Below are 12,491 nucleotides of genomic sequence, written 5' to 3'. Positions count from 1 at the left end.
TATGTAAACAAGTTTGGTTAGCTTGTTATGCTTGTTATAGCATGATTTCCTCAAATGTAAGATGTTTATAGTTTCTATGCAAATATTGTATAGGATGAGGGGAAAATTGTACAACAAAGTGGTTTTACCGAGCCCTATATTTGAATTTCATTTATAGCCGGTGTAAGTCTCTAATAATAAGGAAAGATAGCGGCCATTATAAACTTTTGGGACTTCTGGGGAAGACCCATTGAAATTCATATAGAAGCTGACAATTGCGTTTTTGATGATGACAGTTCTACGAGATATAAGTGTTAATTTTCCAAACAAGATACTTTTTGGAAGCGGATGTTTGAATCAAATAGCATCTGATATTGCGCCTTTAGGCCTAAAGAAGGTACTGATCGTCAGTATAGCACCTTTATTGCCCACTATACAAAGCTTGATCAAGCAATTAGATAACATCGGGATACAAGTTTTTCTTCATACAGGAATAGAACAAGAACCTTCTTTCGATGATTTTAATCAGCTGATAAATAGCTATGTATCGGAAAATATCGATGGCGTAATAGGTATTGGCGGTGGCAGCGTACTGGATATAGCAAAACTTGCAGCCGTGCAGTTAAAAAGTGATCAAAAGCTGGGAGCGATTGTCGGTAAAAATTTAATTCGAGAGAGACGGATTAAGCTAATCTGTGTACCAACCACTGCGGGTACGGGAAGTGAAGCTTCGCCTAATGCGATTTTTATCGATCCGGTCGACCATCAAAAAAAAGGAATAATCAGCCCTTTTTTGGTACCCGATCTAGTTTGTGTGGATCCTTTATTGACGCATAGCGTACCTGCAGGGGTAACCGCCGCTACCGGGCTTGATGCGCTTACACACTGCTTGGAAGCATATACGAATAAATTTGCTCATCCTTTTATCGATATATACGCTTTAGAAGGAATAAAGTTAATAGCAGCCAATTTAGTAAAGGCTGTTGAGGACGGTAGCCATGAGTTTGCTCGCGCGCAAGTAGCGATGGGAAGCTTATTCGGTGGGATTTGCCTTGGACCGGTCAATACGGCGGCCGTGCACGCCCTGGCTTATCCTTTAGGGACGCGTTTCCAAATAGCGCATGGCTTATCCAATGCGTTACTTCTACCCCATGTGATGACTTTTAACATTCCCGCAGCACCCGATCGTTACGCAGCGGTTGCGCTCGCATTGGGATGTGAAAAGTTAGCCGATGACCGAGGGACTGCTATGGCGGGTGTTGAAAAAATAAAGCAAATTATTCGAGCATGTAATCTTCCGGCTAGATTAAGAGATTTAAATATTCCGGAAACTTCGATACCTCAGTTGGCCGAAGATGCCATGAAAATAACAAGATTATTAGTAAACAATCCAAGGGAAATTACCATAGATGATGCAATATCTATTTATCGCGAGGCTTATTAAACGACTGACGCCTGAATGCCAAAATAGATAGATGTAAACAAAACAAAAGACTGACAGATGAAGACAAAAAAGAAATACCATGGTACCATTGTTCCCTTAGTAACACCCATAAATACAAAATATCAACTTGATAAAGAAGCGGTCGCCCGAATTTTGGAGAATTTAAAACAGTTCAATGCGTCTCCCTTTATTTTGGGTACAACCGGCGAGTCCGCATTGCTGACTAACCAATTGAAACTAGAGTATCTTGAAACAGTTGCCGGTATTCGATCAACTGAACATAAGCTATATGTTGGAATATCATCCAATTCAATGAAGGAAACCATTGATTTTTCGAAACGTTGTTTCGAGTTTGGCGCGGATGCGGTGGTTGCTACGCTTCCATTTTATTACAAGCTATCAGAACGTCAAATAAAGAAGTATTTTCTGCAATTAGCCGATCATGTGGACGGTCCAATGGTTATTTATAATATACCCGCTACCACCCATATGTCTATACCGCTAAATCTATTAGACGAGTTAAGTCTGCACGACAATATCGTAGCTACCAAAGATTCCGAACGATCAGAAGAACGTCTTCAGGAATCATTGTCTCGTTGGGCCGATAGGCCTGATTTTAGTCATCTGCTCGGTTGGGCTGCGAAGTCCGCGTATGCACTTCTACATGGTAGCGACGGTTTGGTACCTAGTACGGGGAATTTAGCGCCTTCCATTTACGACGAAATGTACAAGGCCATTGCTGAAGGCTCCGAAGAGAAAGCATACTATTATCAACGACAATCGGACCTATTGGGCGATCTTTATCAAAAAGGAAGAACCTTAGGCGAATCTCTATGGGCGCTAAAAATCCTGATGCAATCAGTTGGTTTATGTGAACCCCATGTGATGCCGCCGCTTCAAGGGTCATCCACAGAAGAAATCAATCTTTTAAAGGAGTCGTTTCAGCAACTTATTAAGGAAGAAGGAATAAAACTGAATATTTATAATCATGTCTGAGAAGCCAATTATTGGAATTACTATGGGCGATCCGGCTAGTATCGGGCCTGAAATTGCCGTTAAGGCGCTACTATCAAAAAAAGTCTATGATGCATGCCGACCGCTACTGATAGGAAATGCCAACGTATTTCAACATATCATAAATGCATTGGATATTCAGGTTTCAATCCATTCAATACAACATATAGAAGACGCAAAGTTTATTTATGGCCAACTGGATGTATATGATTTGGGACCTGTTGATTTAAATGCGATTCATTTTGGACAAGTGTCGGCTGCGGCGGGAGATGCTGCCTTTCGATCGGTAAAAAAGGTGATTGAATTGGCGATGGACGGTCAGATTAATGCCACGGTGACAGGCCCCATTAATAAAAAATCGATTAGTGAAGCTGGGCATCAATATCCCGGACATACCGAAATCTATGCACATTATACCAATACCAAAAAATATGCGATGCTATTGGTAGAAGAGCAAATGCGCGTTATTCACGTATCAACACACGTTTCCCTCCGTCAAGCCTGTGATCTGGTAAAGAAGGATCGTATTTTAGAGGTGATTGAATTGCTTCAAAACGGGCTGATCAGTTTAGGCTTAAGAAATTTAAAGATCGGTGTGGCCGGCCTTAATCCACATGCAGGCGATTCAGGACTGTTCGGAACGGAAGACGACGAAGAGATTGCCCCTGCTGTAGCGGAGGCAGGGCAGCTTGGATATGATGTGGAGGGGCCTGTACCTGCAGATACCCTGTTTTCCAAGGCCGCTACCGGCTATTACGGAGGAATTGTAGCCATGTATCATGATCAAGGCCATATTCCCTTTAAATTAACCGGATTCAAATGGAATCCTGAAAAGAAGCAGATGGATAGCGTGAAGGGAGTTAATATCACCATGGGATTGCCCATTATTCGCACGTCCGTGGATCACGGTACGGCCTTTGAAATCGCAGGCAAGGGTATTGCCAGTGAGGACGCGATGCTCTTGGCGATCGAAGCAGCAACACAATTAGCATTAAACAAAGTGTCTAGCACATGATTATTGTAATCGCAGATGATTTAACCGGAGCCACTGAATTAGGAGGGGTCGCCCTACGTTATAACCTTCAGGTAGAAATTACGAATCAAATAGACGTTTCTATAACTTCGGGAACCGATCTGTTGGTAATCAATACAGACACGCGGTCAATGGCTATAGAGCAGGCGATGGAGCGGTTGGACAACGTACTGAGATGGATAAAGACGCTTTCCTTTACACATATATTTAAAAAGGTAGATTCTGTATTAAGAGGACATATAGTTGCTGAGCTTACAGCGCAAATGCTTGCTATTGGTGCCAAACGGGCATTATTGCTCCCTGCTAATCCACGGTTAGGCCGGACAATCCGAAAGGGAAAATACTATGTGCAAGATAAACCAATTCATGAGACGGCTTTTTCGTGCGATCCCGAATTTCCTGTTAAAAATGCCAATGTCTTGGAAATGCTTGGAGCGCAAGGAGACGTGCAGATAAAATCATGGAGTGACACGTTACCTGCACATGGCCTTGTTGTAGGCGAAATAGCGACAGAACAGGACATTAGTAAATGGGTACAAATTGCACCGGAGGATACCCTGCTTGCAGGCGGGTCTTCCGCATTTATTGCTTTTCTTGAGCATAAAGCAAAGGCATTAAGGTGCGAACCATTGGAGGAAAATAAGTCATTTACAGGATTCAGGAGACCTTCATTATACATCTGCGGAAGCAATTACGAGAAAAGTATACAAAGAATTAAGGCTTGGCGTATGGTGAATGAACCTGTTTGCTACCTTCCGATCAGTAAACCGGGGGAAAATATGGATGAAGAAGAGCTCTACCGTTGGATGGAACGGGTGAAGGCTGCGCTAATGCATCATCAAAAAGCAATAATCGCCTTTGATAATGAGCTAGTATCCAGTATGCCATTAACTCCAAGCTTCTTAAGGATAAGCATGGCAAAAATTGTCGATCGCCTCTTGAATGAAGTCACCATCCAAGAACTGATAATAGAAGGGGGAGCCACGGCCGGAACGATATTAGCACATCGGCAGATCGGACAATTAAAACCAGTGGAAGAATTAGCTCCAGGGGTAATTCGCTGTAGCATATATAAAGAGCCAAAAATATGGATAACTTTAAAACCGGGTAGTTACAACTGGTATACGCTATAGCACAAATACTAACACTAAAACAACCAACATTATGACAAAAACTGCATTAGGGGCGGTGGATTATGGTATCATAGTTATCGTTATTATGATAACCCTGTATATGGGGATGCGCTATGCAAAAAATCAAACGTCTACGCACTCATTTTTTTCGGCAAGGGGTAGGGTTCCGTCATGGGCTATCGGTATTTCGCTCTTGGCCACGCTGATAAGCAGTGTCACTTTTCTCGGCTACCCAAGCGAAGGATTCACATCCAACTGGATTTTATTGGTCCAAGGGTTAATGGTGCCAATTGTATTGCTGCTTAGTATATGGTTTATCGTACCTATGTACAGAAAGGTAATCGGATTAAGCACCTATGAATATTTTGAAAAGCGCTTCGGATCATTCGCCCGTTATTACAGTTCCATTGCCTTTGTTCTGCGCCAATTCTCCGGAATGGGAACCGTGTTATACCTATTGGCAGTTGCTTTAAGTAGTATGACAGGAGCCAATACTTTTTGGGTAATCGCCGGTACCGGGGCTATTATCATTACTATTAATTTGCTTGGTGGTTTGGAGGCCGTTATCTGGTTAGATGTTTTTCAGGGATTTATGCTGTTTTTAAGCGGAATCATCTGTCTGCTATTGATATTCTTTGCCGTTGATGGCGGTGCTAAACAAGTATGGCATATTGCCCAAATGAATCATCGAACCGGCTTCGGACCTTATGACTTCGATTTTAAAAATCTGACCTTCATCGTCGTTGCCATTAATGGCTTATTTTATGGAATACAAAAATACGGTACTGACCAAACGGTTGTTCAGCGATACTTAACTGCTAAGACAGACAAGGGAGCTATTGGAGCTTCGCTATTAGGTATCTTACTTACCGTACCCGTTTGGGCGCTGTTCATGTTCATTGGAACTGCCTTATTTGCATACTATACTCAGCAACCGCTACCAGCAAATGTAAATGCCAATAGTGTGTTCCCCTATTTTATTATGACCGAACTGCCAACAGGTGTTGTGGGGTTTGTGTTAGCGGCCATGATCTCTGCTGCAATTTGTAGTTTAAGTGCCGATCTTAACTCCTTGGCAGCAGTAGGGGTAGAAGATTACTATAAAAAGATAAAACCGGGAAAAACAGATCGTATCTATTTAGCTAGTAGTAGATGGATTGTAGTATTATCGGGCATCATTACCATCATAATAGGCTTCGTATATGCTTATTTGGGAAGTGAAGGGATTTTAGGGGTTATTTTTACATTATATGCTATATTTTCAGGTGGCATTGTCGGAATCTTTCTGTTAGGGCTGTTTTCAAGTAGGGCCAATGAAAAAGGCGTTAATATTGCTATTGTAACATGTATATTTTTCACAGCTTATGCACTTTTAACGTCAACGGAAGTCGGTATAGGAGATAATAAGTACAAACTGCTGGATTTAGGCACCTTTAATTTTACCCATCACAAGCTTATGCTTGGTGTATATAGCCATATTCTGGTGGTCGTAGTAGGCTATATTAGCAGCCTATTCTTTCCAAAACCGTCAATCAATGAAAATTTGCTTTACAGTGGCTGGTTGAAGCTAAGAAGGGAGAGAAAGCAACAACAACAAGCTCATACCGTAATAAGCGAAAAGTTTAAAGAAGGGGGTGAAACCTCTGCAAGAGAAAACGGGAAGCGAAAGCTCTTTGTTGGCTAACCTGATCACCGGATAAAGCTATTTGATTTTAGCGAGTTAATTCCTATGTTTGGGTAAAACTAATATCAAGCCTAAAGATATGTTTTATTTTTACCCTTCAAGCGGAAAGAAACCGGTCATTTTAATTTTATTGATAATTGTTTCTTTGACAGTTAATGCGCAGTTTAAGCGTATCGGTTTAAAGGAGGGTTTATCCAATAATTCCGTTACCACGATTTTCCAAGATCGATATGGATTTATGTGGGTGGGTACTTTTGATGGTTTAAACCAATATGATGGCTATCAGTTTAGGACTTTCAAAAACAGCCTTGATGATTCTTTATCCTTACCAAACAATAGAGTATCAGCCATCGAAGAAGATGGCGCCGCTAATCTTTGGGTAGGAACCAAAATGGGCGTTTATCGTCTCGATAAATCTAAATGGAGTTTCTTCCCTCTTTTTTATAGGGAGGAAAACAAACCAATCAACCCCGATAGAAAGGTTACCACTCCTATAAATGCCTTACTAAAAATGGAAAACGGCAACCTGCTGATTTGTACGGCTGGACAGGGTTTGCTGCTTCATGACCCAAATACAAATAGAGCAAAGCAAATTCCGTTAAAATGTGATAAACAGTTAACCTATCAATTTCACGCACAGGCTGCTGTAATGAGTAGTAAACAAACGGTTTGGGTCTTCGTGCAGAATGTAGGGCTCATGTATTATGATGCTACGAAGGGATTCCTGGAATTGGTCGACCACAAGGTTTGGCAGGCTAACTGCTTGGTGTCCGATAAGCAGGGAAGTATATGGATAGGTAATAATAAGGGTCTTCATCGACTTCGAAAATCGCAGAATAATAGATTCATCTATCAGCATTATGCAGCCATGGGTAGTCAACCTGTCATGAGCCTAAGTCTCGATAAACAAGGGCAAATATGGGTTGGATCAGATGGAGGAGGTGTTTTTCAGATTAATCCTCAAACGGAAGAACACCAAGGCTTTTTTGCAGGCGACGCGGCCGATAATCTATCAAGCGCTGCCGTATACGCAATATATATAGATAATGCCGATCGGAAATGGATTGGCACCTTAAGAGGCGGTCTAAATATACTGGATAAAACGGCTAATCGGTTTAAATTGGTGCAACGTAATGGTAATCATCCGAATGCCTTAAGCAGTAACTTTATTATTTCTTTTTGTGAACAAGATCGTGATCATGTTTGGATAGGTACCGACGGTTCGGGAATAAGCTTGTGGAACCGATCTACCAATACATTTAAAAACTTTAAGCACGATCCTCACAATAGCAATAGCATCAGTAATAATTATGTGGTGAATATTATAAAAGACGATGAAGAAAATCTGTGGATTGCAACTTATGGCGGCGGAATTAACAAGTTTAACCTTCGAACCCGTCAATTTAAGCGATATCGTTGCGTTAATACCGTGTACCGATATGAAGAAGCGAACGTATGGGCACTTTATAAAGATAGCAAAGGAGGTATATGGGCAGGAACCTTGTCGGACGGAGGGCTTTATCGGCTTAATAAGAAAGGAGATTACTTTGAGCTTGCGGACCATTCGATTACCAACCTGCTTACTATTACGGAAGATGAAGACGGACAGTTATGGGGAGGAACGTTCAACAGTTTGATAAAAATAGATCTCCAAGCCAAACAGCATGTCCGGTTTCCTTTGGGTAGTGCGATACGTGCCATTAAGCCGAGTGGAAAGGGAAAATTCTGGTTAGCCACCGAAGGTAAGGGCTTAATGCTTTTTGATAAGGTGAAAAGATCATTTAAAACCTATTCAGAATCCGATGGGTTGCCCGAAAATGCCGTATTGAATATCTTGGAAGACAATAGCAACCATTTGTGGTTGAGTACCTTCAACGGTTTATCAGAATTTTCTCCTCGCGACAATACCTTTCGTAATTTCTTTGCTGCCGACGGGTTACAGAGCAATCAGTTTAACTATAATGCAGCGTTGAAACTATCTACCGGCGAATTGTTGTTCGGCGGTATAAATGGATTCAATATCTTTCTTCCAGAGACGATAACATCGTTAGAAAGTAAAGCACCGTTGCGCATTACGGGCATCCGAATAAATAATAAGCCGATAGAAAATTCGGATTTAAATACCGACGAGAACGGATTTAGTGAGATTACTACGCTTAAACTTCCTTATGATCGTGCGGTACTTTCGGTAGATTTTGCAGCTTTAAATTATAGTTTTCAAGATAAAATCAATTATGCATTCTACTTAGCGGGCTGGGAAGACAATTGGAATTATGTCGGCCATACTCGGAGTGCAAATTATGGGAAATTGCCTCCGGGAAAATACGTTTTACATATTAAAGCCTCCGATGCCGATGGGCAGTGGATGCCAAATGAACGCTTACTTTACATACAGGTATCACCGCCCTGGTGGGCTACTTGGTGGGCTTATGGTTTGTATGGTATTATCTTTCTATTTACTGTGACAGGTTATAATCGCTATAGAAAAAGCAGTTTGCAACTAAAATATGAAGTGGAAAGGGCAAAAGTGGAGAAAGAAAAGGAACACGAATTGAATGAAAAGAAAATCGCGTTTTTCACACACGTTTCGCATGAACTTCGTACACCCTTAACGCTCATTATTAATCCAATTAGAACCTTGCTGATGAAAGAAAAGGCACAGGATCTAGAGATTTTGCAAAGCGTATACCGGAATAGTAAACGGCTTTTAAGTATGGTAGATCAATTGCTTTTATTTAAAAAGGCAGAAAGTGATTTGGATAACCTAAAGATCGTTCAGCTTAATGCCGACGAGCTGTGTCAGGAAATTTATCAATGTTATGAGCAGCAGGCTAAGTTAGCATCGATTGACTTTTTTTTGGAATTGCCCGAAACAACCGAGCCTATCTATGCTGACCGGGAAAAAATAGAAGTTATTTTGTTTAATCTGCTCACCAATGCCTTTAAGTTTACTGCAACAAGAGGCACGGTGACATTGAAACTACGTTTTCACGAGGATAAAGTTCAGTTCCTGGTAGAAGACAATGGTTGTGGAATACCGTGTGAATATCAGAACGAACTGTTTGAGAAATTTGCGCGACATGCACATGGACAACAAAGTGGCTTCGGAATAGGCTTATACCTCTCCAAAAAATTTGCCGAACAACATGTGGGAACGCTGGATTATTTCAATCGGCCTGATGGGGGTAGTACCTTTATCCTTTCTTTACCGCGTGGGCGACAGCATTTGCAAGATCGCTTAATTTACGAAGACATCGGTCAGAAATCGATGTTCTTGGAAGAACTTTTGGAAGAGCCGATCAGTAGACCGCAAATAATAGATTCGTACGCTAAAGGCAAGACAATGGTGCCTACAACTTTAATCAATAAAAAGCCGTTGATGATGATAATCGACGATAACCAAGAAATCGTTGATTATCTATATAGGTGCTTTGAACCAAGCTTTTCTTTGATGGTTTTTCATAACGCTAAGGATGCATTGGCAGCTTTGCCGAGTAAAATAGCTGACATTGTTCTTTGTGATGTGATGATGCCGGATATGGATGGACTTCAGTTTGTAGAGGAGCTGAAAAAAAACAAACTTTGGCATAAAATTCCTGTGATTTTATTGACTGCAAGTACTTCAGAAGAAAATAAACTTAAAGGTATAGAGTTAGGGGCTGACGATTATGTTAGCAAACCCTTTAATGAAGTTCATTTGCAGGCAAGAATACAGGCCCTGTTAAAACAAAAAAAGGTAATTGAAGAAACATTTTATGAACAGGTAACTTTGTCAACCCGCATCGGCATTTCTGAAGAAGAGGTAGCTTTTTTACAACGCTGCGAGGACATTGTTCTCAAACACTTGCATCATGAATTTACTATTAAGAGCCTTGCGGCCGAAATAGGGATGAGTCATTCGGCACTTTATAAAAAGATTAAGAGTCTGTCAGGACGTACCGCCAATGAGTTTATGCGTCTGATTAAACTAAGAAAAGCAGCGCAAACACTGTTAAAAGAGGACGTAAATATCAATGAAGTGTCAATAATCGCGGGGTTCAATGATGTAAAGTACTTTCGCGAGCAGTTTCAAAAGGAATTTAGCATGACGCCTTCTGAATATGTAAGAAAGTATAAAGGATTATTTCAAAAGAAGTATCAAATTAGTTGATCGCTGTCTGTATTAAAATCAAATCGACTTCTCCAGTCCGGAGAAGAACTGGTTCCTCTTGTGTTTACCTTCAGCGGATATTTTGGTTATATACTAACAGTATCCGCTATATAGAAAATGAAAGAAAAGCGAAGAGATAGTAAAGGAGTAGTGAAGGATACGTGGACCTGACGTGGATTAAAGGTGGACTTGACGTGGAGTTCATGTGGATTATTGGATTGTTTTTTTTAAGAGAAAGAAATGATCACGGGTTGTATAGAAGGTAATGCAAAAATACGAATTGATTTAATATTTCGGAATTTTACTACCGGAAGTCAAGCAAAAAAGCCAACGGCATTTACACCGTTGGCTCTTATGAACAAGCATTATCTGTTTATTTACCAAATTATTTGACCTCTTTTTTTGCGGTAGCTGTTTGCACGACGGCTGAGGTTTTACTTTCTCCTTTTAACGCATGGCTTTTACGATGCTTTTTTACACCTTCACCTTTTTTTTGAACTTCAGTTTTAGCTGATACTGTTTCTTTTTTAACATTTTGTTGTGCGAATGCGCCGAAAGTTGATGCAACTAATGCAAGCGCTAAAATTGTTTTTTTCATGGTATTTATCTTTTTAATACATCGGAAGCTTTTGACGGCTCTTTCAATTTATGTCTTTGCTTCCGTTGTTTTGTTATACCAAAGTTGAGAAGTTAACATGAAGATTTGATGAAGATGAAATTCAATGACGTGTAATAGGTATATGCAATGCAATAGTGGTCCCTCCGTGAAGAATACTGGAAGCCTGGATATCCATCGTGTGGAAAGCAGCGATACTTTTGGCAATCGCCAGCCCTAAGCCATGCCCTTCTTCCTGTGAAGTACTGAAACGTTCATAGCGATTAAATATGTGTTGTAATGTTTCCGCTGTCATGCCAATTCCAGAATCCTCAAAGAAAAGAACGAGATGGTCGTTTTTTATCTCGTTGTAGACACGAATTGTGCCATGCTGTTGGTTATATTTTATGGCATTTTTGATGAGGTTGGCAAAAAGAATGTGAATCAGTGTTGAATTTCCGATGATATTGAGCTTCGGCGATAATTGGTTGTGTAATTGGACCTCTTTATTAGCCAGTAAATCGTCCATCTCAACTCGAATCTCTTCAATCAAGTTTGTGAAATCGATTTTCTCGAATTTTTCGTATTGTCCATTGTCAATCTTCGCAATCAAAAGTAGATCTTTTATGGTTCTTTTTAAAAATGCGAGCGTCATTAACGAATCACTTATTTTCTGAACGGCTGAAGTGGATAGACTTTCATCGTTAAGCATATTTTCAAATCGGCTACTTAAGGTACTGATCGGAGTAAGTAGTTCATGTGAAACATTTGAAGTGAATTGCTTTTCGACATCCAACTGTCGACTTACTTTTTCCATTAGTTGCATCAGGCTTCTATCTAACAGTAGGAAATCTTCTGTACTTGTTTTCTCGGGAATATAGCTAAACTGTAAGGGATCGTTAATTTTATTCAGCTTCTTTTCGACAATATTGTAAAATGGTTGTAGCAATTTATTAGTAAAAGATATATCAATGATTAAGGTTATAATGATGGAGATAAGAAGTGCTAAGCAGGTAAATAACCAGATATTTTTCTCCAATTTACTTAACACAACCGTAGTTTCGCCTATTTCCAGGCGATAATTGTTTTGATGAAATCTAAAATAGTAAGTATAAATGAGGTAAGGTTGTGTTTCCCCCTCTATTTCTCGCGTTTGTTTGATGAAATTACCATGGTTGTTTTTAACGAGTTGCTTAATGGGAGTTAAAATAATAAACTCTTCCTTTAAAATGTTATAGTCGGTAAAGTTGGCTTGGCTTTGAATAAGGTGGTCGATCTGTTCCTGCGTAAGTCCATGCATGAATTTCTTGCGCTTGTCTACGAGGCGCTGCTGCAAATGATGATTCGAAATGCTATCCGTAAAAAGGTAAATAACAAAACTGAACACCAAGATGATGATTACTTTGGTAAGTGAATTATATAGCGCTATTTTATTGGAGAGTTTCATAAGCGACGCCAA

8 protein-coding genes are annotated in these 12,491 nt (G+C 40.3%); 6 read left to right on the top strand and 2 right to left on the bottom strand.

All coding sequences use genetic code 11. The features are described 5' to 3' along the window. Positions 1-265 precede the first annotated feature (265 nt). The 6 genes from ACH11B_RS05190 to ACH11B_RS05165 all read left to right on the top strand — a co-directional run bounded on the left by ACH11B_RS05190 (position 266) and on the right by ACH11B_RS05165 (position 10,437). A complete protein-coding gene (locus ACH11B_RS05190) occupies positions 266-1,423 on the top strand; it encodes an iron-containing alcohol dehydrogenase (RefSeq protein ID WP_377612000.1) in 1,158 nt (385 codons plus the stop codon). 57 nt (positions 1,424-1,480) lie between these two features. After that, positions 1,481-2,419 carry a dihydrodipicolinate synthase family protein gene (locus tag ACH11B_RS05185; RefSeq protein ID WP_013664282.1) on the top strand — a complete coding sequence of 313 codons (939 nt, stop codon included), beginning with the start codon at positions 1,481-1,483 and terminating at the stop codon, positions 2,417-2,419. Then, the gene (gene pdxA, locus ACH11B_RS05180; RefSeq protein ID WP_013664281.1) at positions 2,412-3,452 is read left to right on the top strand and encodes a 4-hydroxythreonine-4-phosphate dehydrogenase PdxA; all 1,041 of its coding nucleotides are present in this window, start codon (positions 2,412-2,414) and stop codon (positions 3,450-3,452) included. The genes ACH11B_RS05185 and pdxA overlap by 8 nt, the downstream gene beginning before the upstream one ends. Then, positions 3,449-4,603, top strand: coding sequence for a four-carbon acid sugar kinase family protein (locus ACH11B_RS05175; RefSeq protein WP_377611997.1), 1,155 nt, complete (start codon positions 3,449-3,451; stop codon positions 4,601-4,603). Before pdxA ends, ACH11B_RS05175 begins: the two co-directional genes overlap by 4 nt. A 31-nt stretch (positions 4,604-4,634) precedes the next feature. Then, the gene (locus tag ACH11B_RS05170; protein ID WP_377611995.1) at positions 4,635-6,287 is read left to right on the top strand and encodes a sodium:solute symporter; all 1,653 of its coding nucleotides are present in this window, start codon (positions 4,635-4,637) and stop codon (positions 6,285-6,287) included. Between the two features lie 79 nt (positions 6,288-6,366). Continuing rightward, positions 6,367-10,437, top strand: coding sequence for a two-component regulator propeller domain-containing protein (locus ACH11B_RS05165; RefSeq protein WP_377611993.1), 4,071 nt, complete (start codon positions 6,367-6,369; stop codon positions 10,435-10,437). 385 nt (positions 10,438-10,822) lie between these two features. Here ACH11B_RS05165 and ACH11B_RS05160 read toward each other — a convergent pair whose 3' ends face one another. After that, positions 10,823-11,035, bottom strand: coding sequence for a hypothetical protein (locus ACH11B_RS05160; protein ID WP_130854852.1), 213 nt, complete (start codon positions 11,033-11,035; stop codon positions 10,823-10,825). A gap of 121 nt (positions 11,036-11,156) precedes the next feature. Beyond that, positions 11,157-12,479: a sensor histidine kinase gene (locus ACH11B_RS05155; RefSeq protein WP_377611991.1), complete on the bottom strand. Its 1,323-nt coding sequence runs from the start codon at positions 12,477-12,479 to the stop codon at positions 11,157-11,159. Positions 12,480-12,491: the final 12 nt, after the last annotated feature.

It is taken from the genome of Olivibacter sp. EAT-5 (assembly GCF_044784325.1).
Classification (GTDB): domain Bacteria; phylum Bacteroidota; class Bacteroidia; order Sphingobacteriales; family Sphingobacteriaceae; genus Olivibacter; species Olivibacter oleidegradans.
Note: the sequence above shows the minus strand (reverse complement) of the source record. Positions and strands in the feature narration are given on the sequence as shown.

What these genes read in the sequence shown, in the direction of transcription:
- ACH11B_RS05190 (WP_377612000.1), top strand. Translation starts at nt 266, where the DNA reads ATGATGACAGTTCTACGAGATATAAGTGTTAATTTTCCAAACAAGATA.
- pdxA (WP_013664281.1), top strand. Translation starts at nt 2,412, where the DNA reads ATGTCTGAGAAGCCAATTATTGGAATTACTATGGGCGATCCGGCTAGT.
- ACH11B_RS05160 (WP_130854852.1), bottom strand. Translation starts at nt 11,035, where the DNA reads ATGAAAAAAACAATTTTAGCGCTTGCATTAGTTGCATCAACTTTCGGC.
- ACH11B_RS05175 (WP_377611997.1), top strand. Translation starts at nt 3,449, where the DNA reads ATGATTATTGTAATCGCAGATGATTTAACCGGAGCCACTGAATTAGGA.
- ACH11B_RS05165 (WP_377611993.1), top strand. Translation starts at nt 6,367, where the DNA reads ATGTTTTATTTTTACCCTTCAAGCGGAAAGAAACCGGTCATTTTAATT.
- ACH11B_RS05155 (WP_377611991.1), bottom strand. Translation starts at nt 12,479, where the DNA reads ATGAAACTCTCCAATAAAATAGCGCTATATAATTCACTTACCAAAGTA.
- ACH11B_RS05170 (WP_377611995.1), top strand. Translation starts at nt 4,635, where the DNA reads ATGACAAAAACTGCATTAGGGGCGGTGGATTATGGTATCATAGTTATC.
- ACH11B_RS05185 (WP_013664282.1), top strand. Translation starts at nt 1,481, where the DNA reads ATGAAGACAAAAAAGAAATACCATGGTACCATTGTTCCCTTAGTAACA.